At 46.9% G+C, this 26,198-nt stretch carries 11 protein-coding genes; 4 read left to right on the top strand and 7 right to left on the bottom strand.

Features of this window, described 5'->3' with window-relative positions:
- Positions 1–36: 36 nt before the first annotated feature.
- Entirely contained in the window at positions 37–7,557 is a 7,521-nt protein-coding gene (locus tag ACQ6WK_RS02560) for a PKD domain-containing protein (RefSeq protein WP_432799176.1), read from the bottom strand.
- 597 nt (positions 7,558–8,154) lie between these two features.
- On the opposite strand from ACQ6WK_RS02560, the gene ACQ6WK_RS02555 reads away from it, so the two are divergent.
- Positions 8,155–11,751 carry an Ig-like domain-containing protein gene (locus ACQ6WK_RS02555; RefSeq protein ID WP_432799175.1) on the top strand — a complete coding sequence of 1,199 codons (3,597 nt, stop codon included), beginning with the start codon at positions 8,155–8,157 and terminating at the stop codon, positions 11,749–11,751.
- Between the two features lie 70 nt (positions 11,752–11,821).
- On the top strand, positions 11,822–12,430 hold the full coding sequence (locus ACQ6WK_RS02550; protein WP_432799174.1) for a hypothetical protein: 609 nt from the start codon (positions 11,822–11,824) through the stop codon (positions 12,428–12,430).
- 253 nt (positions 12,431–12,683) lie between these two features.
- On the opposite strand, the gene ACQ6WK_RS02545 is transcribed toward ACQ6WK_RS02550, so the two are convergent.
- From ACQ6WK_RS02545 to ACQ6WK_RS02535, 3 genes are all read right to left on the bottom strand, one after another.
- Positions 12,684–13,682, bottom strand: a complete 999-nt coding sequence (locus tag ACQ6WK_RS02545; RefSeq protein WP_432799173.1) for a DUF4380 domain-containing protein — start codon at positions 13,680–13,682, stop codon at positions 12,684–12,686.
- Positions 13,683–13,834: 152 nt separating this feature from the next.
- Positions 13,835–14,755, bottom strand: coding sequence for a glycyl-radical enzyme activating protein (locus ACQ6WK_RS02540; RefSeq protein WP_432799172.1), 921 nt, complete (start codon positions 14,753–14,755; stop codon positions 13,835–13,837).
- A gap of 5 nt (positions 14,756–14,760) precedes the next feature.
- Positions 14,761–17,055 carry a pyruvate formate lyase family protein gene (locus ACQ6WK_RS02535; protein WP_432799171.1) on the bottom strand — a complete coding sequence of 765 codons (2,295 nt, stop codon included), beginning with the start codon at positions 17,053–17,055 and terminating at the stop codon, positions 14,761–14,763.
- Positions 17,056–17,257: 202 nt separating this feature from the next.
- On the opposite strand from ACQ6WK_RS02535, the gene ACQ6WK_RS02530 reads away from it, so the two are divergent.
- Positions 17,258–18,031 carry an AraC family transcriptional regulator gene (locus ACQ6WK_RS02530; protein WP_432799170.1) on the top strand — a complete coding sequence of 258 codons (774 nt, stop codon included), beginning with the start codon at positions 17,258–17,260 and terminating at the stop codon, positions 18,029–18,031.
- Positions 18,032–18,332: 301 nt separating this feature from the next.
- Positions 18,333–19,469 carry an ABC transporter ATP-binding protein gene (locus ACQ6WK_RS02525; RefSeq protein WP_432800368.1) on the top strand — a complete coding sequence of 379 codons (1,137 nt, stop codon included), beginning with the start codon at positions 18,333–18,335 and terminating at the stop codon, positions 19,467–19,469.
- A 386-nt stretch (positions 19,470–19,855) separates the two neighbouring features.
- Here ACQ6WK_RS02525 and ACQ6WK_RS02520 read toward each other — a convergent pair whose 3' ends face one another.
- From ACQ6WK_RS02520 to ACQ6WK_RS02510, 3 genes are all read right to left on the bottom strand, one after another.
- Positions 19,856–20,788 carry a carbohydrate ABC transporter permease gene (locus ACQ6WK_RS02520; protein ID WP_432799169.1) on the bottom strand — a complete coding sequence of 311 codons (933 nt, stop codon included), beginning with the start codon at positions 20,786–20,788 and terminating at the stop codon, positions 19,856–19,858.
- Complete coding sequence (locus ACQ6WK_RS02515; protein ID WP_432799168.1) at positions 20,785–23,175, bottom strand: extracellular solute-binding protein; 2,391 nt, start codon at positions 23,173–23,175, stop codon at positions 20,785–20,787. The genes ACQ6WK_RS02520 and ACQ6WK_RS02515 overlap by 4 nt, the downstream gene beginning before the upstream one ends.
- Positions 23,176–23,305: 130 nt before the next feature.
- Positions 23,306–26,161 (bottom strand): alpha amylase N-terminal ig-like domain-containing protein, encoded by a 2,856-nt coding sequence (locus tag ACQ6WK_RS02510; protein ID WP_432799167.1) that lies wholly within the window; start codon positions 26,159–26,161, stop codon positions 23,306–23,308.
- Positions 26,162–26,198 lie beyond the last annotated feature (37 nt).

Here is a 26,198-nt window from a genome sequence, read left to right as displayed (position 1 = left end):
CGCAATAACTTTCACTTCAATCGCATGCGGATGCGATCATTCATTAACAGTAAATCCAACTAATGCGCCACCTCTGAATGTGCCATTACCGTTAGGGCCATCACCCAAGCCCCATCCGATATAGCCTGCAGTCAATGGACTACTGCTATCAGTCGCATTGAGTGTTGCGATTGATGTACCATCTTGCTTCAAACTTGCCGCAAGATCGACATTGCCGCCATTATCAATGGCGTTCAGCCACAATGTATAGGTGTTCGTCCCACCTTGAGTGCTGAACGACTGGGTAGCTAAAACCGTTTCTGTAGAATAACCCGTTCGTTTACGGATCGACAGGGTGTCATCGGACATCAGCACATAATACAACGGATATGTATTCGCACCTGTATTGGCATTTTGACGAACTGAAACAACGGCACGAACGTTACTTGAATCGCTATTATCAAATTGGAATTTAAGCGATGCATCAACGTCACCTGTGTACCACCCGTCATCATTATCATCTGTACCATCGCCATCGTCACTCGTATTCAACACTGCCGTGTATATTTTGTTGTAACGTGCAGACACATCGACATCACCACCCGTCCAATCTACTGTCAAGTGTGATCCGGGCGTTTCACCAAGCAAACCGATACTAGCCTCGTTGAAATCGGAGGAAACATCCGTGGTAAAAGCAGTATCGTAATCGCCGCTTGATACAGAATTTACTGTAATATCGACCGTAGCAGTATTGCCATCTTGTGTCCCATCATTAGCCTTATAGGTGAAACTGTCTTGACCAATGTAACCGGTATTCGGTGTATAGGTAAAGCTACCATCACTGTTAAGCGTCACACTGCCATTAGTCGGATCAGTCACTTTGATTGCCGAAAGTGAATCGCCGTCACTGTCAGTATCGTTACTCAAAACGCCCGAAGCAGGAACAACCAATTGTACATTTTCATTCGTATTGTAACTGTCAGCCACTGTAACTGGTGCAGTGTTTGAAGTTGCACCATCATTAACAGAAAACTCCGTTATCCTAGCTCCACGGAACGTGCCGTTACCGTTGGGGCCATCACCCAAGCCCCATCCGATATAGCCCGCAGTTAGTGGATTACTACTATCCGTCGCATTGAGCGTTGCAATACTTGTCGCGTCCTGATTCAGACTTGCACTAAGATTCACGGAACCACTACTGTCCGTTGCACTAAGCTGCAAGATATAATCGTTTGACCCACCGACGGTCGTGAATGATTGAGTAGCTAAAACGGTCTCCGATGAGTAACCCGTTCGTTTGCGAATCGACAGAGTATCATCGGACATCAGCACATAATACAACGGGTACGTATTCACGCCTGTATTAGCATTCTGACGGACTGAAACAATGGCACGAACGTTACTTGAATCGCTATTATCAAATTGGAACTCAAGTGACGCATCGACGTCGCCTGTATACCAACCATCGTCATTGTCATCTGTACCATCGCCGTCATCACTCGTATTCAATACAACCGTGTATATTTTGTTGTAACGTGAGGATACATCGACATCACCACCCGTCCAATCCACCGTCAAGTGTGAGCCAGACGTATCACCAAGTAAACCGATATCAGCCTCGTTGAAATCGGAAGAAACATCTGTATCGAAGACAGTACTATAGCCTCCACTTCCGGTAAGATTTACGGTAACTTTGACTTCATCGTAACTTTGTAATTCACTGTCATCAGCGGTTAAACGCAAAATGTACTCGCCCGGAGCCGTGAAGGTTGCGGTAGTGTCTGTTGCATTTGCATCTCCGAAAGTAACAACACCTGGCCCTGATTGTGCACTCCAAGTTACAGTAACGCTACTAGGCGGATTCGGAAGATTATCATCATTAACAGTGCCATCGAGATTAGTTTGATCCTGTGGCAATGTAAGCACAACATCACTACCGGCATTTACGGTCGGTGCTTGATTCACTTCATTAACCGTAATCGTAACGGTTACGACATTGCTGTCTTCCGCAGTATCATTTGCTTTATAGGTAAAACTATCTTGGCCAATATAACCTGTGCTCGGTGTATAAGTAAAACCTCCATTACTGAGTAGAGACAAAGAACCATTGCTGACATCACTAACTAAAATCGCAGTCAATGGATCCCCATTAGCATCCGTATCGTTGCTCAAAACGCCTATAGCTGGAACAACTAGTTGCGTATTCTCATCTGTACTGTAGCTATCAGCAACTGCCACAGGAGCTTGATTAATTATCGTAAGCGTTTCAATGTTGATATCAAGAAGTTTTGGCTGCTCGTTATATGAACGACCACGAAAACGCACATTGCCTTCTGAAACATATGTACTCGCAGTACCGCTCAAATTAATAGTGACACTATTCCAACTGTGTCCGTTACCATCATTGCCTGCGTTTTGAATGATTTTACCCGTGATACCAGTATCATCAGCGGTTAGCTCAAAATAGATAGAAGGGTTAAAGCGAGCTTCTATGCCTGTACCCGAGATTGAATCCAGTAGTGTGTTGCCATCATATAGATTAACGTTTCCACTACCCATTAGCTGCAAACGTATACCATCTGTACCTGTGCCGGTAGTTCTGCAAGCAATTTCGGCAAAACCGTTTGCGTTGCCATTCCCTACGGTAAAATGCCCTGAAATCCTTACATCTACCTCATGTATTGCTTCTGAGCCAGATGGATATGCATAACCGATCGTACCCCATCCACTTGCGACGGCCATCCATCCATTTGTCGTACTAATTGATGCATTACTCATCGTCCAATCACTCGACACATCGGTTTCAAAATCAGTTTGATAAAGTGATGTACCGGGCGTTTTTACAATAACTGTGATTGTATCTTGAGTTTGTGCCGCACCATCACTGGCATTAAGCCTCAGGACATACGTACCTGCAGCACCGAAAGTTGCGGTAGTATCTGTTGCATTTGCATCTCCGAAAGTAACAGTACCTGGCCCTGACTCCTTGCTCCAAGTTACGGTCGTACTTGCAGGTGGATTGGGCAAACCATCATCGCTTACCGTTCCATCTAAATTAACCGCAAATGGAAGATTTATAGTTTGGTCAGGCCCCGCATCAACTGATGGAGCATTATGAACTGTCAAAATAACATCGTCATCATCCTGAAGATTGCCATCGTTGGCAGTCAACCGCAGAACATATACACCGGTACTACTAAATGTGGCCGTTGTATCTTCAGCACTACTGTTCGCAAAATAAACTGTGCCGGGGCCACTGACTTTACTCCAGGAGTAAGTGAGTATTGCTGGCGGGCCTGGTAGGCCATCATCAATCACAGAACCGTTAAGATCCGCTGTTGACGTTGACAAAACAACTTGATCTGCACCTGCACTAACCGACGGTGCTTGATTCGCTAAAACGGCAATCGTTATTTCATCGTAGGTTGTCAGCACCCCATCATCTGCGGTTAGTCGGAGCGTGTAAGATCCTGATGTAGAAAAATCTGCCGTGGTGTTAACGTTATTTATATTGCCAAAGGTAACGATCCCTGGCCCCGATTGTACAGTCCATGTTGTCGATAGGGATCCTGTATAACCATCATCCGTCACCCATGCTTTCAAGGTCGCAGTTTCATGCTCACCCATTAAGTATTGATCTTCCCCAGCATTAACCCAAGGCGCCCAGTTTTTGCTGGAATCATGACCATGTGAAAAATCTGTAATCGCATCTGCTTGAAGTAACAGCTCATCAATCTTGCCACCAAAAGCACTGATGATTAATCTGCCTGTCGCTTGCAATGATCCGCCAGAAGCATCCCACTCAGTATCGCCGGCGGTATTGATCTCTTGCAATTTATTGTCTACATAGAGTCGGCCCCTGCCAGTTGCGTCGCCTGTATAAACCAGGGCGTAATGATGCCACTTCCCATCGGTTACCTCTTCAAAGGTGAGCGTTCTCGTTGGATCTATTAGTCCAAGGTCTTTAAGGCTTATTGTCCTATCATGCGTCGAAACTGAAGTTAAAAACCAATCGTATCGCCAACTTATAAACGTTTCGTTCGCCCATGAAGACGAACCTTGAAGTCGAACCGGATGCACTTCGGATGTACCTTTTTCGGAGGCCAGCATCCAAAAACTTAATGTCATGCCGTCTGACCAATCAAGGGGAAGCGTTGCATTATTTATACTTCCACCATAGTCGCTGGTATCAACATGGCCGCCGCTACCACCCCATGCATTCTGATTCTGCCAGACACCCGCATTTTGCATTGATATATCACGATTAGAGGATCCTTGTGCATTGTCTGCAACGGTACCTGATGTTTCATCAAAATGGTATAAAGCAATTGTGTTTGCATCAGCTACATTTGCTTGCGACCAACTTAAGAATCCCTCTGGATGAACATTAATAAGAATCGTACTAGCTGAATAAAGCGTGCCGCTATCTGCAGCAAGGCGCAGCACATAAACGCCTGGAATATTAAATGTTACTGTCGTATCCGTTGCTGAAGCATTGGCAAAAGTAACAATGCCCCCGCTTGGTGAGCTTGCCACGTTCCACAAAGTCGTCGAAGCACCGGTAACCGTACCATCTAATGCGGCGCTATAGACAGGCGCTGTAATATGCGTATCACTATTGGCATCAACACTAGGTGTACCGGATTCTGAATCTAACACAATCACTTTAACAAAATCGAAGCTCGTCTTATCGCCATCATCCACTGCCAAATGCAAAACATACTCACCCCCGCGCGTAAAGGTTACAGAAGTACTTAACGCGCTAGAATTCGTAAAACTAACAGATGCTGGCCCGCTTCCAAGACTCCATGTCGTGGTAATACCACCTGAGGGAGTTGCACCGTCATCAGTATAAGAACCATTTAAAGTAACGGACACATTAGAACCACTGCGCGTAACAACCTGCTCATTACCAGCTTCAACTACAGGACGTTTATTCGTGAAAGCTGTTAATGAATTTCTATGTTCAGTGTTATTTGGTAAGTATGAATTAGGAGGACTTTGATTTACTCCTAACAAAGCTGCAAATAATTGCACATGTGGAGCAGAAGACTCCCAGACCGTAAACTCGCTACAAGGAATAATCGTCCACGTATCTGCATAACGACGATAATCTGGCAAATGATCATCACCTGGGTAAAGTGCATGAAGCGGGAAAATTGCATCCGTACTGCCAGGCAATCCATTAACAGGACCGTACACAGGTATCCCTGGCATGAGCCCCAAATTTTCTTTCACAAATGATTGCGAATCAGCATGTGTGCTTTGACGCGGATATCTTGACCCCAAGCCAACAATCCAACTCATACCCATAGGATTACAACCCATGACATAATCCGCGGACATACTCATCGCGTTGAAATACTTTTGCTCTTCTTCAGCAGTAAGATCGCCTAATTGCAATCTGCTATAAACCGGATCCATGTATCGGCCCATGGATGTTCCACCTCCCCAAGACACCCCATGGCCATCGGGGCGGCTATTCCGATGACCATGAGCCGCTTGGAGAATATCGATTGCGTCATCTGCTGCTGCATCTAACGAATTCTTCGCAATATTTATATAAGACGTATTGGCCGAAGGAGCCGTAAGATAACCCACCGTATAATCCGGCATAGAACTGCCGTTTAGATAGTCAGTGTTTTGGCGCATACGCATTGCGTCATATGCCCCATTACCCCATCTATCCAAGGTGTTCCAGTGATTTTCGAAGTTTGTTTTATAAATTGCCTGATTGGTTAAAGCATACAGTTCACTTGCGCCATAAAGCAGAAAATCTGTCGCTGCTGAATTTGCGGAAGCGTAGTTGTAAGCATTAATCGCACGAGTCTCTAATTCAGACGCTTTTGCCGCATCAAAAGGTTCTATCAATCTCGCTGCCTGCGCAAAGAGGCCCGCAGCACGTGCTGTCGTATTTACATCGATAGCAAATGTCCAATATGGCAAATCATCATCATCCGCATGATAAAGACCAAGTGGATGCCGAAAAGACTCAACCCCTGCTCTAACTCCGCCATTGGGTTCCTGCAATCCTTCCCAACCGGCAATGTTCCAAATAGCTTCATCAAGAAGATCCGGAACGCCGTTACTGCTTTCAGGTATAGTTAATTGTCCATCAGTAAAATGAGTCGGATTTAATTCGTAAGCACGCATTAATAATTGCGGAACAACCGTATGGTAGGGACGTATGTCATAGTCGGACGCATCATGATGGCCACCTGTTAAAGTAATAGGTGTGTTCCTAGGTGTATTCTCAGGAAAAAAATGTGGACTAGATGATGGTAAAGGTATATTTGATTCGTATAGGCTTGGATACGTACTCTGTGGATTTTCACCAAGAGACGCCAGCCCATTGCGTGTGTGATGCGAGGTTCCACGCACCCACTCGGTATAGTTTGCGTCTAAATCATCGCCCCATCTCTGATAGTACAAACCACGAGTAATTGTGTAATAAGCTTTAAACGCGGCCTCTTCACTTACAGCAGTAGCCCATGAAACACCTACGCCAGGAATTTGCACGCGGTAGCGCGTTCCTTCAGATGCGGCCACTGAAGATAAATCAATTTGATCAACTGAACCACCCGAGTCTGTATCGTAGGCAGACCGTTGCGTAATCGATAAACTTGAAGCCGCAATGCTACGCTGATCCATATCATTAACAGGCTGAATCAATACATTCGCAGAAGAAGGAAAGTTTGATAAATCTAAACCACCACCATCCCCCATCCATCCCGAAACGTAAGCCCATCTTTCTGTCGCCCGAGGATTGTATCCTATTTGATTAACTTGTATAGCTGTGCTTTCAAGGTATTTATCGCTAAAAGGCAGTATAAATTGAATCCCCTTCGGACCATTGATCGTTAAGATCTCTTGATTACCAATATTTTCATCTAATACCAACCAAATATGATGATCCATATCAATGATACGAGCACTATATGGAGCGCTATAACCCAATGAATAATTCCATGCCCCGACAGGTGTGGTCTGCCGGTGAACATCGGTGACATTAATCACTGAACCATCCGCCCGCATAATTGTCCAAGTCCCTTTTTGCCAGACCGGCCCGTCATTGCTCGTGGCACTTTCTGATGTTGTACAATCAACATTAAATTCAGCTAGTACTAGCTGGAGAACATTAGGTGCATAGCCATGTATAGAACGAAGTGGTGTATCGATCTCCGATTCCCGCCCGTTGGTACCGCTGTTGGGTCCCCCAATGGTCCGCGCATACGTGTTCGCACTGGCCAATCCACTTGGTGAATCTACTTCAACACGTAGAAAAACATCAACTTCAGCGGCAAGGTGACCAACCTTGTAAGTAGTACGATCACCTGGCAATGTGTCAATTAAAACTTGCCCGGGCAAATTCGCTCCCGCAACCAACGATGGCTCCGAAGCCAGATAAATCCGAACTTCCGATGCATTCGCGACTGCCTCCCACCCCAAGGTCACGGTACTACTAGTAACCTCACCAACGTTCATATTCAGTGTCGAAGCACTCACACAGGGAACAAACAGCGAAAAGCTCAAAAGCAGTAGCACTGAAAAATGCAATTTTTGTTTTTGCTTATTCAATGGGATATTCCTTTGCTTTAGCGGTTACCTGGCGATCGCCCCGTCTCATTTCCAGACATGCGCAAGAATGTGTTGATGTGAAGAATCTCAATGGCCACCACAATGGGGCAAGAAGAAATTCCTGCAATCCAAAAAGTACCTGCCAATTTCTATTTCAAAAACCTGATTCCTGAAGAAGCGATCAAATGATCAAATGATCAAATGCCATAAACCACTCTGCCTTGAGATGATTAAATTATGGTTAACCTTTTATTAAGATCGAATATACAGGAACGCTCCCCAACGTCAAGAGCGGCACCCCCAATAATCGGGATAATCCTTATTTTGCCGAGCTTACAAGCCGAAAGATACCCCCAGATAACGGCATGTCCAGTATTTTTCTATTAAAAAAACCGTAAACATGGAATCAAATCTGCCCAACCAAACCTCCAGCAACTCCAGGCTAAGAGCACCCTTTATGCATAAATTTATTTGACATATAGGTTAATATATGATAAATTACTTAATCTTAATTAGTGAAATTATCGGCCAATTGGGAGAGACCTATTGATGAGCCAGTCCTCGCAAAAGAAATCCTGGAGTCGGGTCGGAGCTCGGTTGAAACTAAGACACATTGGTTTACTTTTCAGAGGATTGGTACTTGTGGCGGCGTTTACGCTGCCTCGTTTAAGCGAGGCGGCTGACCCCCACAATTATCTAAGTGCAGTCGAAACAACGGGATCCAGCTCTATTACGCTCAAGTTCTATCGAGAAAACCATTGGTCATTTCCCAAAACCGATGCGTCAATCTATCGCACAGACAACCTATCAGGAACAAATAACTGGGGATCACCAATCGCAACGGTCCCGTGGTCAGAAACAACGACTTACGTAGACTCCACCGCAGCACCGGGCGTTCGCTACTTATACCGCGTCGATACAGGCAATAAAAATTCATACATCGCCGCAGGTATCAAAACGCCCGCGATCGAAGATAATGGAATCCTTTTGCTTGTTACAGATAATGTAACCGCCCCGCAGCTTGTTTCTGAAATCAACCTATACAAGCAAGACCTCGTTGGCAGTGGCTACCAGGTGAAGCAAATTACTGTTTCTCCATCAGACTCACCGCCTGAGGTTAAAGCTAAAATTTCAGCGGCATACAATGAAGATCCAATACGCACAACATCGCTAGTACTTTTGGGGGACATCCCGGTTCCGTTCTCGGGATGGACCAATCCTGACGGCCATGGCTCAAGACCTTTTCCGGCAGATGCCTACTACGGTGATATTGATGGCAACTGGACAGACAACACAGTAAATAATTCCAACGACACAAACTCATGGTGGACAAACCATCCGGGTGATGGAAAATTCGATCAAACACAAATCCCTTCAGATGTTGACTTGCAGGTCGGGCGCATTTCTTTTAACAACTTGCCTGCCTATTCCGAAAGCAACGTCGCATTACTTCGTCGCTACCTACAAAAGAACCATAGCTACAGACACAATCACTTCACGTTTGATGAAAATCTGTATACAGGCGAAAACCAAAACTCTCATACCGGGTATCTCGCTAGCGGACCTTTATTTGGGACAGACTATCGCCCATTCGTAAAAGCGGGTATGGGTCTACCAGATCCTGAATTCTGGGACCACCAAGAGAATAAATCGTATTGGTTAAGCTGCTGGTATCGCGGCGGCGGAAGCTATGTAAGCACATGGGGCATGGGAACGGTGCAAGATTTTGCAGAATCGCCTGGAGTGAACTCGGCAATATTCACATCTTGGGCTAGTTTCTACGGGGAATGGGACGTTCAAAATGCTTTTTTGAGATCGATCCTTGCCGCCAAAGGGAAAACGATGGCCGTCATTTATGCCGGCAGCCCCGTCATGCTACTCCACCCAATGGGCGCAGGTGAAACGATTGGATATGCGTTCAAAATGTCGCTTAACGGCGAAGGGTTTGATTTACCCTCCAGTAACTATAAACGACAGGTTGTGACCGACCTGCTGGGCGATCCGACAATCCGCTTGTTCCCCGTGTCACCGCCAACAGATCTTCAAGAAACTGACTTAGGCAGTTCGGTCGAGCTTTCATGGACTGCTTCACAAGATACTGATATTGCCGGCTATTACATCTATCGTGCCGAAGCAATAAATGGTCAATTTGAACGCATTCATCCAGACCTAATTACTGGCACCACATACGTAGATGCCAATCCCAGCTCAACAAATGTGTACATGGTGCGCGCAATTAAGTTGCAAGTAACTGGAAGCGGCAGCTATTACAACCCAAGCCAAGGCCTCCTCTCTAATCACATCAATGTCGCCCCAACAGTAAATGCAGGCAATAACGAAACAATTACATTACCGCTGAACCAAGTTAATCTCGACAGCGCAGTCAGCTATGACAATCTTACTGCCTCCTCCACAAACTTAACGACGATATGGACCAAACAATCTGGCCCCGGCATCGTTACATTTGCAGATGCCAATGCAGAGAACACAACTGCGACATTTAACACTCCCGGAAACTATATTCTGCGATTTACAGCCAATGATGGCGAATTACAAAGCCACGATGAAATCGCGATTAAAGTGCTTCCTATAGGCAGCAACGGCTACAATACAAATTTTGCTACCGATGTTTCCTCCGATGTCAATGAAGCCCAGATCGGCATCTTGGGCGAAATCCCCGAAACACATCTCAATGTAGATTGGTCCGGTGGCAATGTTAATGTCTCTGCACGATACAATGAATTTTATACCACCGTTCTAGATACCAGTGATGACGGCGATGGAATCAATGATAACAACGATGGATGGTACACAGGTAACGTTGATGCATCCCTTGAATTTCAATTTGTTAATGGCGACTCAAGTAACGTTCGCACAATTGTTGCAGTTCGCCAAAACGCGAATGAAGATACCAATACTTATGTTATGTATTACGCATTGATGTCTGGCGACACTATATCAATCCGGAAACAAACCGGCTACACAACTGAGATTCTTCTTGCCACACAAGCATTCGCCACATCTGGCGGAACAAGTACCTATACGATAACACTGAGCGCCAAGGATATTGGCGATACAACACAACTTACTGCAAGCTTAAAACAAGATGGCGCTATTATCGCACACCTAAGCGCCACTGATACCAACAGTCCACTTACTTCAGGCTACAACGGCTGGGGGATCGGTGCCGGACCAACCAGCAGCGGCACTTTCCGTGGCGCTCAGGCGACAGCCTTTTGGGTAAACAGCGTTCCAATACCAAATACCGCTCCGATCGCAACAGCTGACAGCTACAACACAAACACAAATACACCGCTAATTGTTTCTGCCCCTGGCTTACTGAGTAACGATATTGACAGCGATGGCGATCCACTATCGGCAATCAAAGTATCAGACCCTTCAAGCGGAACCCTCACACTCAATAGTGATGGCAGCTTCTCATATACACCAAATCCTGATTTCAACGGCCAAGACAGCTTCACCTATAAAGCTAACGACGGAACACAAGATAGCAATACCACCACTGTTACGATTAGTGTCGATGCCAGTGAATCAGCAACACTCGTCGGCAGCCATCTGTTCTACAATAACTCATCATTCGACACCACGAGCGACAATGACGCGATCGCAATAGATAAACAACCATTGTTACACGGCCAAACTGCAACATTCAACAACTATTCCAGCTATGTCAATGGCCTTAACGGGATCATGATTGATATTGCGGACAATAGTAATTTGAGTGGTCTTAGCGCATCTGATTTTGAATTCCGCATTGGAAATACAGGTATACCATCAAACTGGACAATCGCACCACCACCACAGAGTATTTATACACTCGCTGGCAGTGGCGAAAGTGGATCAGATCGCGTTGTGTTGACTTGGGCAGATCATGCCATAAAAAATCAATGGCTTGAAATTCGCATTCTAGCAAATGCAAATACAGGCTTTACTGAAGATCAAGTATTCTATTTTGGCAATATTGTAGGCGAAACTGGAAACAGTCCAACCGATGCTAAAGTTAATTTGTCAGATATTGCGGCAACACGCAGCAACCAGACAGGATTTGGTGTCGCTGCAATCAACAACAAGTATGACCATAATCGTGATGGCCGTGTAAATCTGAGTGATATCAGCATTACACGAACACATCAATCTGGTTTTACACCGGTTATTCTGATTACGCCGAACTGATTATCTGGCCATCGTCCTTAACTAACAGTATTCTTTCATGAAGAATCCTTAACACTGGAGGCGAAACAATATGAAAAAACAAATCATACAAACAGCTGCACTTAGTGCCTTTATTCTTTCGTCACCGTGCTTGGCAGCGCCATCAATCCAATATGGCGTTAACCAAACGATTAACTTATTACCAAATGCAGCAGACCAGGAAATTTCATTCTTTATAAGTGGCATAACAACACCAGCTATCGGCTTAGAATTTGACATTCAAGTGGGTGATGGTGGCATTGACCTTGGCGGCGATAACACCGGGCCAGTGATCACACATATTGATCTCATTTCAAACACAATCTTTGCAGATGGTTCCCCCACTCAAACCGATGTTGTCACATTCGATCTTGCTCGACAAAGTACAATTGATGTAGTTTCAACAGTCTTAGAAGACGGGTTACTTGCGACAGTTACTTTTAGTACTGTTGGTATGGATAGTGGCTCATATGATTTATTGCTCTCAGGTGTAGCGGGTTCTTTCAATACAGATCTTTTTGATAGTATTGGAAATCCGCTTTCAATAACAGCCCCCAACGGAACCATTAACGTCATACCAGAACCGTTAGCTATTGTTTTTTGCTTACTACTATCACCATACCTGCTATTACAGAGGGATCCTATCCGACTAAAATGCTAGACCAAATCGTGTACTTATGATTGCTGATTCACGCAATCACACATAATGTGATGGTTGCCGCAGAAACTCGTTTCGATACAACTCGCGTGAACATGGCATCACGTTAGTTAGTTAACATGTAATCTCTTAAATCTTGCTTATCTAGAATAATATCAATATTGCTTTAACAATATAAATTCGACATGGTGATGGCATTGAACGTATGCTCCATCTGGCTATAACGCTAGTTAGGATATATAAAGAAATGATCTGGTTAACGTTCTGTTAACTGCCATTCTTCAGACCACTGTATAGATTCTCTTGGATCAATCAGTTGATAATCGCCGTGCATCTCTAATTCTAAAATTGGAGATTCCATATGATTGTCTACATATATTTCTATATCGCTATGCTGTGGGTGAATTGCATTTGTCGGCGTTATACGCTGCTTAGTAAATATCCATGCCCCTATCACAGCATGGATTACGGCATCGCGCATTGAAATTTGAGCTTTAGTAGCAAGACCTTTATTATCTCTGTCTCTCTCATATGACGGAATGGTAAATATTTCATCACCTTCTATGCGAAAAGCATGGGCCGCTTGATCGAATTCAACAGACTTCGAATTTTGTTCATAACGAACTGCGTTAAGTGAATCTAAATGTACATAGGCAATTGCATCTGTATGAACTCGTGTGTTTGACCATAACCCCCAAGAAACTGGTTGATTACGCATATTTTTTGCAGTTACAGTTAATCTTGCTTTTTGACCACTGAGTAATTCATATCGCTTTGTGAGTTGAAGACCAGTAACTGGACTAACTGGACCACGAAGCTCAACAAAAGCTGAATCTTGATCTATCACAATGTAACGACCAAGTTCAGAAAAAGGATCAGGCGGCCAAATAGCCTTCCTTACATTAGCTCTTGGATTTACATTCTGCTGTGACCAGAAATCGGATTGCGGCCCCACCCAAACAATGTGCCCCTTCAGGTTCTGCCAAGGAGTGTCGGCTTCTGGCATGGGAAGCTGGTACTCAGTGGACAAAACTGTGTTATCCAAGATGTTTGGGCTTCCCTCACGTTTGAATGTTACTGCCCTTCCCCCGGCTTCAGGCCAAATACCAATCTCCAAACCATCCCGTTGGATAACTATGACATTTCTGTGTGATTGTGTAAATTCTTTTACAACACTATTAACCTCAGCGCACCCCAGAAATGCAAATGCCAAAATCATCAGCATAGAAAATTTGATCTGTTTATCTCTATTCATATAGCTATTTATATTAACAAAATAGATGATAGATTTATAGATATACTTAACGATTATTCTCGTTCTTCAGACAAACGTATATCAATCATGTTTAGATCATTTATTCTATTTATAACCAACAAATGTCTTCGTATATAATTTTATATACGTAATCAGTTGGAAAGAGTCACCGGTACACCGAGATCGAGCTGCTTGAGGGTGTTGACCCACTGCATGCCCTGCTCTCTCGGCACGGTTGACGGCATAGGATCACAGGTGCGGCCGAGCCGTTCATATTTGTCGCGACCAGTGTCGTGGTACGGCATGATCTCAACACTGCGAATCTTAGGTAGCGAACGGATCAGTTCGACAAGCTGACGGAGCATGTACGGCGCGTCGTTCTGGCCGGGGATAATTGGGCAGCGCAAGATAATGTCTGCGCCGGAGTCATGAAGATATCTGAGATTGCTGAGGATGCGCTCATTGCCGACCTGTGTGAGTTTGCGATGCAATTCGCTGTCGATCGCTTTAACGTCATAAAGGAACAGGTCGGTGACTTGTTGAACGCGTTGGATGTTGCGAAGCGAGACGTGGCCGCAGGTTTCGACGCAGGTGTGGATGCCTTGATCTTGAGCGGCTTGCAATAGTGCAACGGCGAAGTCGATTTGTGTGAGTGGTTCGCCGCCGGAGATGGTGAGCCCGCCGCCAGATTGATTGTAGTAGGGTATATCGCGTTTGACGATATCCATAATGCCGTTAATGGATCGGGTTTGGCCGTAGAGCTTGAGCGCTTCACTGGGGCAGCTCTGCACACAAGCGTTGCAGCCGTTGCATTTGCTGCGGTCAAGTTCGTGCCGACCGTTCATGACAAAGAGGTGTACGTCTCGCGAACATGATGATTCGCATGTACGGCAGCCAGTACAACGATCCGCACGGAAGCTAAGCTCGGGCTTGCGTTGTTGCGACTCCGGGTTATGACACCATGCGCAACGGAGCGGACAACCTTTGAGAAAGACTGTGGTGCGCAGGCCGGGCCCATCGAGCAAAGAAGTTCGCTGGACGTCAAAAACCATGCCGGTGTGTTGGGTGATCATGAATACTACTCGTTGAGGGTGCGTCGGAGGATTTCGTGTTGAATGCCGGGAGAAAGATCAATGTACCGTGCACTGTAACCACCCACGCGGACCATGAGGTGGCCCCATTTTTCAGGCTCTTTCAAGGCTGATTCAAGATCATCTCTTGATAGAACACTAATCATGGCTTGCGAGCCGCCCTGTTTGAAATAGGTATCGAGCATAGCACGCAGCTTGGGGAGATGGCGGGTAAACATTTCGCTTGCAAACTTCATGTTGTGTACCGCGCCGGCATGATGAGTCGGGTCAAGCTTCACCAATGAATTGAGGAACGCGGTTGTACCGTTGCGGTCCATACCCGGGAATGGGTTGACAGCGTTACTGAGCGCGTCGCCACGTGATCGACCATCAGCAGATGCGGACGTGTGATTGCCAAGATCAACATTGGTCGAGTTGTTGATCACCACGACCAAATAATGATGCAACCCGATGCGTTCAGCCTGCTCACGGGTGAAGCGGCAAACATGATCGTGCAATCGCTGCGCCATGCTGTCAGCATCCTGATGATCATTACCAAATTTTGGTGCAGAAAGAAGCTGACGACGAATATCGCCATGATCCAAGAAGTTGGTGTCGCAAGCGCGGATGATCTCATCGAACGTGAGCTGCTTACGCTTGTAAACCAGTTCATTGATGGCGGTGAGTGAATCAGCGGCGGTGATGTTGCCATAGGTTTCCATGGTGCCGCCAAAATAGCGCACACCACCCTCAAAAACTGGCTTGCCACGCGCGATACAATCGTCGGTCAGCATGCTGATAAACAAACATGCCGCATCGTTGGCCATGACCTGATATTCGATAAGCTGTTGATCGGCAAGCATTGCTGTGAAGTACTCGACCTGTTTGGTGTAGGCAGACCAGAGTTTTTCGAACGTATCGAATGAAGATGTGTCACCGAGGTCGAGACCGATCTGCTTGCCGGAGAGCGGATCGTAGCCGTTTCGGAGTGTGACTTCCAGCGCTTTGGCGAGATTGATCAGCCCGTTGGGTGAACCTTCGCTAGCGGAGCCAAGGACATACTCCCCACAGCCAAAAGGTGTGTATCGAGTGGCTTCTTCGATGGTCACATCAAAGGCATTTGCGACAGCCGGGATGTTCACGTCGTCGTTGTAAAGCATCGGGAACGTGCGCCCCTCGCCGATTGATTTCAATCCCGCTTCATAAACCTCCGGGTTCATGCCGTTATAAAAACGAAGCGAAAGTTGCGGCTGATTTTCTCTCACGGTACGCGTAGCCTGGATTGCAAGCATGGCGAACCGATCAGCAGCGGCTTCATCTGGCCGACCTTTGCCGCCAATGAAAACACGGTTGTTGAACATGTTGTCGTAGCCTTTGAGCAATCTCCAAAGTGATTGAACAATGGCAAGCGCGCGGGCTTCGGTGATACGACCTGCGTCAAGATCCTTGGCTAGGAATGGACCGAGATAAATATCCATCCGACCATAGTTCCAAGTGGTGGACATGAGTGCGTAGAGCCAGAAAAGTTGCGTAGCTTCAAGAAACGATTCGGGAGCACGGCGTGTAAGCGCTTCAAGCGCAGAGGCAAGGTCGCTAAGCGCAGTCTCTTCGTGCTCATCAGTGATATGTTCTAGTTGAGCTTGGACTTGACGGTGGTAATAACGTAACGCCCGGACAAGTAGGTCGAGCGCCCGAATCATGCCGAGGTAGAGTTCGCGGGCTTGATCATCCTCTGCCGTATTAGCCTGGCGGAGACACTCGGCTTTCAGGCCGGGGATACCCAAGTGAAGAAGTTTCTGATAATCCAAGGTCGCACCGGCCATGCGGTAAAGCGGAAACGCGACGCCGGGGTGATCCCAGTATTCATCTTCCGGCATGTAGCGTTTCATCTCAGGCGGGAACGCGGCACGTGTTTTGTGTTGCGTTGTGCGCGGCCGCCAGTAGTCCAGCATCTCTTCGATTTCTTCACGCTCATGATTGGTGAACGTCAACTCTTCCAAAGCAGCACAGATGTCAGCCTCGCGGCAGTAGTAGCCCAGTCCGCCCGGCTCGGCGCTGAAACCCACCATCGGCATGCGGATTCGGCCTGCAAGCAGATCGCCCTGTTCAAGCGGCTGGAAAATAGCAGGATACATAACCTCTAGGCAAGCGAGTTCGCGGTCAATCTTACTCGTATGCTGATGAGCGCGGTATGTGCGCGTGAAGGCGCGTTCGAGAGCCAGAGGCTCAGGATAAGAAGGAGCAAAGCCACGGCCCTGCATGAGTTCGCCAGCACTAATGGCTTCAATGAGTTTGATAGACATACACTTACTCCGTTGCATGGATGAACTATGATACATGGTCGCGCTATGAGACCATCATCCTGACACTTCAATCATAAATTGACTGTGAAGATGGGATCTTCTGGCATTCAATTAATTATTCTGGTATACAAAGATTATGGAGCATTATAGATGGCAACAGATCGTACCGAATGATGATCGATATCATTTAGCGCGAATGCACATGGCCGCACAGGAACCGCGATCTATACACACACAGGATTATCCAGAAGTGTTCTGGATCGAACGCGGGTGTGGGCTCCATCACATCAATGGCGAAGCCAAAAAGCTGCAACGTGGTGATCTCATCTGGATTCGCCCGACAGATTCCCACGGTTTTAGCGCAATCAATACAGACGGATTCGTGCTAACTAACCTTGCGCTTTCAACTGAAACCGCAGAAACATTACATAGCCGATACTTTGAGCATGATGATTGCTTTTTCTGGCAAACAGAGAAGCTGCCCAAACGACATCATCTTGACGCAAGCTATTTACAAACGCTCATGCATAAGGCTGATGAATTGGACCGCTCCCCTCGGACTCAACTTGAAGTTGATCGTTTCTTACTTGATTTAATGCATCATTTGAAATCTGATCATGACGCTGCAAATACCCATGACTTGCCGGATTGGTTAGCACGTGCGCTTGATCAATATAGTGAACCAGAACATTTCCAAGGCGGCGCTCAGGCACTTGCTGAATTAGCTGGTCGCACACCTGAACATGTAAACGCAACGTTGAAGCAATGTGTTGGGCAAACAGCCACATATGTAATCAATCAGGCGCGAATGGTCTATGCGGCAGGACAACTGCGCATCAGCACGAAAGAGATCATCGAGATCTGCTACGAATGTGGATTCGACAGCCTCGGACATTTCTACAAAATCTTCGGCGAGTACATGGGCACATCGCCCCGAAAATATCGGATGAGTCATCTGGCAACACTCGGCCGTTAGATGGAAGTGCTTTTAACCGTGTACAAGACCAAACCTCCCTCTTATGCGACTATCGCCTAAAGGGCCCCTATCAAGCTATTATAAGAGTGAAAGATCGCTATTAACCTGCAATGTAAGAAGTTACATACAGCAGCCAAATGGAAATCATTTGTAACCTGGGGGCAATATATGGTACAATGTGGCCTTCTCGTGTATGCCGCAGACGGGTGGGCTGTCGTCGGCAAGTGGTTTGATATTAAACAGTTGCAATCTGCAACCTCGTGTTTACTTCGTGATCTACGAAGATCGAAAGGCGCATACATTGGCAGAAGTCATTATTAAAGATGTTGAGAAGGTTTATCCCGGCGGCTTCCAAGCTGTGAAGGGAATCAATCTACATATTGAAGATGCGGAATTTATTGTGCTGGTCGGGCCGTCAGGCTGCGGCAAGTCCACCACGCTCCGCATGGTTGCTGGCTTGGAAGAAATCACGGGCGGCACAGTTTCGATTGGTGAGCGTGTAGTGAATGATGTCCCGCCAAAGGATCGAGACATTGCCATGGTGTTCCAGAACTATGCACTTTATCCGCACATGACTGTTTATAAGAACATGGCATTTGGCCTGAAGCTACGCGGCATGAAAAAGGCGGACATCGATGAACGTGTTCGCTGGGCATCATCAATCCTTGGATTGGATGAATTACTAGAGCGTAAGCCAAAAGCTTTGTCTGGTGGTCAGCGCCAGCGTGTAGCAGTTGGCCGCGCAATCGTCCGCCAGCCGGCAGCGTTCCTTTTTGACGAACCGCTTTCTAACCTCGATGCAAAGCTGCGTGTTGAAACGCGTGCGGAACTCAAACGCTTGCACCACAAACTGCAAACAACCACCATTTACGTGACACACGACCAGGAAGAAGCGATGACGCTTGGCGATCGAGTCGTGGTCATGAGCGAAGGCTTGATCCAGCAGGTTGACGCGCCGTTGACCGTATATGAGCGGCCAGTAAACCGCTTTGTAGCTGGCTTCCTTGGCACGCCACCGATGAATTTTGCGGATGGATCACTCATCGCAAAAGATGGCGACACGTATTTTGAAGGCTCTGGTCTATCAATCAAGCTTTCTGCACAACAAGCGTCACAAGTGAGCGGTAAAGTCGGCCAAGAAGTATCTCTCGGCTTGCGTCCCGAAGGCTTGTTCCTTCAACCAAATGAGCATGCAAACGATGAGGCATGTACAGCCGAGTTAACTGTAAACGTGATCGAACCACTGGGCGACACCATGGATATGTTCTTGGACACATCTACTGGCTCACGACTGGTTGCACGTGTAAAAGCACAGCAAATCGCGATTGACAGCCAAGTGAAACTCTACATCGACACAAGTAAGATCCATATTTTTGAGCCGGGCACGTATGGAAAAAACCTCAGCCTCGCACCGTCACAAGAAGCTGTGACCGCTTAATCACCGATATTAGATTAACTACCAAACCTCGTTATTTACAGCGAGGTTTTTTTATATCTACTGTGCATTCGTCAAATCACATCGAATCCACTTGCACTGCGAACCCATCACCCTCCGGGAGGCGCATAAAAAAAGAAATGATGCACATATCGCTTGGTGTACCATTCCTCATGTCCCGTTGCCTCGAGTCCTCATGGGCGGTTGTTCCCAATCCTGAGACCTCACAAACAATCTAAAATAGAGATTGCCAGATTCTTACAAATTACCTTGGGTGTTGCAACAGAAAAATCACTTAAAAAAAGCTCCACCTTTGGGCAGAGCTTCTCTCGTGTATGCCGCTAGTAGCACATGGCTAATAAACAGCTGTATGTAACAGGTTTCATTGACTAGCCCTTCATACCGGAGCTTGCAGCGTTGTCCATGAAGTACTTCTGAGCTGCGAAGAAAAGAACGATGCATGGGAGCATGGTGAGGAAACTAGCCGCCATAAGTAATTCACGGCTTTGCACCCCGTATTGGCCGTTGAATGTGTTGAGCTCTAACGCCAACGTCCGCATCTCTGGACTGTTTAAGTAAATCAGCGGGCTCATAAAATCATTCCACGCAAACATGAAGGTGTAAATCGCCACAATGGCGATCACCGGCGCAGAAAGTGGCAACATGATACGCCAGTAAATCTTGAAGCTGGATGCCCCATCAATGCGGGCAGCCTCAAGTAGTGATTCCGGAATTTGCGCGAAAAACTGACGGAACATAAAGATAAAGAACGGTGTACCGAACCATGCAGGCACGATCAATGGCAAGAGCGAATCAATCCAACCCACTGAACGGAACATCAGAAAGACCGGGATCATCGTCACCTGTGCGGGAAGCATCATGGTTGAAAGCATGATCATAAACAGAATGTTGCGGCCACGAAATCTGTAGCGTGCAAATCCATAACCGACCAAACTGCTGGAGACAACCTGCCCGATGACACACAACACCGTGATCACAATCGTGTTCGCCAGTGCGGGGAAATGCGGCAACCAACCGCTTATATCCAATCCCATCTTCTTCAGCGCTTCAAGATAGTTGCCCCACTGAAACACCGAGGGGAAGAACTGGCCAATGTTGCTGATCTCTTGGTCGGTTTTTAGGCTGTTGCTGATGAGCCAGAGGAATGGCAGCATAAGCATGGAGCCCCCTCCGATCAGAAGCGTATAGATAAAGATCTTGCCGGCCATTTGCTGCCGCTTCATTGATCGCAGCTTCATATCAGGTTTTGAAAGCGGGGCGTCGTCTATCTTCAAGTTAGGCTTTTGCGTTAATGTGCTCATGCTTTAAGCCCTTCGTAGTGCACCATGTTTTTCGACCCGCGGAAAACGAGCAGGGTCATGATGAGGATGATGATAAAGAGGATCCACGCCAATGCACTTGCGTAGCCCATTTTATGCAAACGGAAGGCGTTGTCGTAAAGGTTCAGGACATAGAACATCAGGTTTTCGTTGGTGCCGCCAGAAGAACCGCGGATAACATAGGCTTGTGTGAACACTTGGAATGAACCGATGATGCCCATGACCAGATTGAAGAAAATGAGCGGAGACAGCATCGGCATCGTCACGGCGAAGAATTTCTTGACCGGGCCGGCGCCGTCAATAGTGGCCGCTTCATAGAGTGATTGCGGAATACCTTTTAACCCTGCTAGGTAAATAACCATTCCGCCACCGACGCCCCATAGCGACATGATGACCAATGCAGGAACAGCGAACCATTCCGCATCTTTACCGAACCAGTCCGGTGCTTGATAGCCAAACGGTTCGAGGAAGAGATTCAAGAACTGATTGAGCATTCCGTTGTCGTTATTAAAAATTGTGATCCATAACGTGACCAATGCCACACCGGTCACCACTGAGGGAACGAAGTATGCTGTGCGGAAGAACGAAATTCCCTTTGCAGATACATTCATCAGTAATGCAACCAAGATGGCTGCAACCTGTGTCACCGGTACACAAAGGATTGTGAAATACGCAGTGACCCATAATGATTGCGAAAAATCTTTATCGAATTTGAAGATGTGTATAAAATTATCAAAACCTACAAACTCTGCACTACTAAGTGGCGCCATAGCAGACCACTTGGTGAATGCAAGAACAAGCGAAAGAATCATCGGACCAAGAACCAAGAGCAAGAAACCAATAAGCCACGGCGAGATGAATAGATAGCCCGTACGTTCCTGAGCTTTATCAAGCGAGCCAAGTTTTTCCTTTCGTGCAAACCACCAAAGAACGGTAATGGCGAGTGCGAGAAGCACACCCGTTACAGAAACCACTTTCACCCATGGCACACGTGAATAGGCCTTGTTATTAAGTGGTGATTCGAGTTCTTTCAGCCAACGCGATTGAATCGCCTCCGCAGCTTCCATCGGTGTCTTTTTGTCAAGCTGCAAAGTTTTCTGCATCTCACTGTCTACAATGCTATCAAACTTTTTAAGCCGAGGGTTCTGAGCAAGCCGACTCTTATCAATCATATCGAGGAAAAGCTGCGCATTCTTGGGTTTCTGGCCCGGTGAAAGAAAGGCATCACTTTCTCCGACGCGCTTCATGCAGGGCATAGCGAGGCCAAGCTCACTGGTCATGATCTGACCGTCTTCACCACAAAGAAATTTTAAAAGTTCATATGATGCATCGGAATTTTTCGTCCCGGCAGAAATAGCCCATGAAACCGTGGCGATATTACTCACGGTTTGTGTACGATGTGGCAACGGAACGATGTCCCAATCAAACTCGGTAATCTTTCGATACTGCGGGGTCATCCAACGTCCGAGCGGCCCGATGGAACCGATCTTGCCACGGCGGAACATATCGTCTTCATTCTGACTGATGCCGGTAGGGTTATAAACGCTATCATCGTCCATGCGCATCTGACGAATCAGATTGAGCATGCCTTGTGCACCATCTTGTTCAAGCTCGACGTTTGTAAAATCATCATTGAATTTGCCACCGAAGAAAGCGCCATCATTTAACCAGACAAGATTGCGGATCATGGCCGGCCATGTCTTAAGCACGCCGCCATAGTATTGCTCGTTCTTATCGCCAGGGATACTCAGCGCCCGGATTTTTTTCATGGCATCACGATATTCGTCCAATGTCCAGCCATCGTAAGGTATTTTTATACCGGCTCTTTTGAAAAGATCCACGTTGAGGTACATGACCATGGTCGTGAAGTCTTTGGCGATCCCAAATAGATCGCCCTGCCCTTGCCGTTGCGCGTCCTTATCAAAGCGAAACGCATCGATGAGGATGGGGTAGAACTCATCGGTCATCGCGTAGCCGCTATTCTGTTCACGATCTTTCTGGATCAATGGCGAAAGGTTCAGCACCATATCGGTGTCAGCAAACTCAGCAACATCTTCATAACGCAGATAAAAAAGATCGGGGGGCGTACCGGCGGCAAGCATGGTTTTAAGCTTGGCGTCATAGTCATTGGCATGTAGACGCTTTACTTTGATTGTGGGATGTGAAGATTCAAACTCACGAACCAGCTTCTCAACAATGGCTTCTTCTTCGGTGTCGCCCCAGTGCAAAACAGTCAGAACCGTTTTACCTTTCTCTGAAGCTTCGCTATTCATGCGCACCATTCGGACGCTCACATCAATGAACGCCCATACCACAAGCAATACAGTCGCGGCGATCAGCAATGTGCGTAGTGCTTTTGCGATTGTCATCCTGTCTCTCTTCTGTAGCTTTCGCCACGCGTATCAAATCCTAAACAGAAACTTTTCCCTGTTACGTTGTTTACCACAGGTGAGCCGGGCTGCGCTCCCCAGCCAGCTCGTCGGCTCGCCCGTAGTAAACTTATTCCATCATTTCACGATTCACGAGAACCGCTGTACCGTATGCCGGTATGGTTATTTCCATGTTGCCGTTTTGTGCCTGATAGTTTGTCGCTGAATCACTTAACTCCAGCGTGGGACGGGCTGTCGCATCATCATTTTCATACACCACGTAGCTTTGATCTTTACCCATAAGGTTGACCAACGGCTTGTTCCAATCATCACGTGAAATCGGCACACTGACCTTCCGCGACTTGCGGCTACGATTGATCACCACATAAACATGCTGATCATCAACATCGCGTGCAAAACCAAAAATGTTCTTTGTGTCATTGGTGATAATGGGGCGATAGAAACCGGTACGTAAAGGCAAAAGTGCAGCACGAAGCGCAATCCATTTCTGCGTTTCATCAAAAATATCCTGCTTGAAACCAACATAAGGCTGATCGAACTTCATGCCGGGCCATGTCATCGGTTGACGGTTGGAAGGATCATCCGGACTCCACATGCCAGCTTCATTACCGTAGTAAATCATTGGCGCGCCAACGTATGTCATCTGAAAACCGAATGCTTGCAACATCCGTCGATATTCAATTTTGCTTGGCCGACGTTTCTCGTAGCGCGGACCGCTATCCTGCAAACGATTTGCTCCATCATATGGCAGGTCAGGATTGACAAACATGGATGCAAAACGATCTGTGTCGTGACTGTCAAAAAGATTCTGCTGCACAAGTGATACTTGGAAAGGATAGTTGTACGCCACACGATTCAGCCGAGCAGCCAATTCCGTCGGCGGAATCTGATCCTTCACATCGACAAAGAAATCTTGAGCTGCTTGTGCGAAACGATAATTCATCACTGCGTCAAACTGATCGCCTTGAAGCCAATCTTGCGCCCAATGCCAAATTTCGCCACTGATGTATGCGTCGGGATTGATCGATTTCACCAGTTTCCGCCATTCAATCCAAAACGGATGCGGAATATCACCGGGGACATCAAGTCGCCAACCATCGATACCCTTGCTCGGATCGCCGTTGGGCGCCATCCATCGATTTGTGATATCGAAGATATGTTGGCGCGGCCCATCAGCAAGTCCTTTCACAGGATCTTTCTTGAAGGCAGGTAGCGCCCCGCTTGGTCCATCCCATGCGACCCATTGAATACCACCAACTTTGCCAGGTTCACCGCCATTACCCCAATCGGTGATTTCAAACCAGTCTGCATACTTTGAAGCTTTGCCATTCTTAAGCACATCCTGGAAAGCGTAGTGTGCACGGCCAACATGATTAAACACACCATCAATCACAATCTTGAAACCCTGCCGATGCGCCTCCTCAATGAAATCGAGGAAAACCTTGTCGCTTTCGGACCACTGCCACGTCGTGGGGTCCATAGTTTCGCCGCTGAGCTTTTCGAGATCGCCTTTTACCCCAAAGTTATCATCAACATGGCGATAGTCTGATGCATCATATTTATGCATACTTTCGCCTTCGAAAATAGGGTTAAAGTAGATCGCGGTCACACCAAGCTCGCGCAGGTAAGGCAGCGCCTCTTTCACACCCTGCATGTCACCGCCATAGCGTCGCCACCAAACATTACCCACGCCTGAGTAAAAATTTTCTGCACCTGGCTTTTCGCCAGGCAGTGTTTCCCACCAATTGCTAGTCCAACGCTTAGTGCCTTTAGGATCGTTTGCTGTTTCACCGTTGCGGAAACGTTCGGGAAAAATCTGATACCAAACCACGTGCTTCGCCCATGCAGGTGTTTCAAATGCAGGAGCCATTTCCCCTGCATAAGAATACTGCTTGGCCATCTCAGCATCCTCATGTGAACCGTCGCGACCAACAAAACAAACCACATCGCCATCTTGAACGGCAAAGTAGTAACGGATTTGTTTCTGATTACTGCGTGCAATCACGCCATATACGTCAAAGCCTAAAGCACGATCGACGGGATTCATCACTACTGATTGCCATTGATTCTGCTCTCCCTCTGCAAACCATAACGTCACACTGTCCACATCCTTTGCTTGCGTGCGAAGCTGAATGATTGCCCTTCCCTTTTCGAATACGTTAAAGCTTTCAAGCTCAACCACATCCATGCGGATGTGATTATCCTTCGGCTTAGGTAGTTCGCGCCCATCAGGTCCGACCAATGCAGCACTGTTCACACCATTGTGGCCGTCGGGTTGTTCCAATTGTTTTTCACTTGCAGGATCGTTCATCCAACGGTTGCCGTTGACAACGAATTTATAGAAATGCACGCCCTTACCGAGAGGGATTCTCACCTCATACACACCGTTACCAATGTGCTTCATGAGGTTCGTATCTTTATTCCAACCATTAAACGAACCAGCCACTGAGACAGAATTGATCTTGCCTTGCACAAAACGTCCCGGACGATAAACAAATCGATGTAGGTACTTGCCACCACCTACACGTTCATCGCTGCCTTTCATTTCGCGGAGGATTGATTCTTCTTCAGCAAGTTCTTCTACTGAAAGCTTAACCTTATTCGGCTCGACACTGATATCAACACCCGAATTCTCACCGCCATAACCATCCCCCTCGCCAAGCGCAGGATCGCTTTCAGGGTCTGCAATGTGCTTTTCCCCATTAAGAACGAATTTATAGTGATGAAGCCCTTCCTCAAGCGGAACCTCAACAGCCCAAACCCCGTCCGCCCCGCGTGCCATAGGTGTTGCTTTCGCATTCCACTCATTAAAACCGCCTACCACCGATACCGATTGAACATCTTCTGCGCTCTCATATCGGAAGGTATGCTTCAACTCCTTCGCACAAGCGCTCAGACTCAAACTAAATAATAATGCCCACATACATCCCCAGCCCCAGCCGGTCCCGTTTGCAATCCGTCTCATAAATGTTCCTTCATTTCCTGACAGCAGTGTTATGATT

It is taken from the genome of Poriferisphaera sp. WC338 (assembly GCF_050931845.1).
In the GTDB taxonomy this organism is placed as follows: Bacteria; Planctomycetota; Phycisphaerae; order Phycisphaerales; family Phycisphaeraceae; genus Poriferisphaera.
The sequence above is the reverse complement of the archived record's forward strand: the minus strand, read 5'-3'. Positions and strand labels throughout refer to the sequence as shown.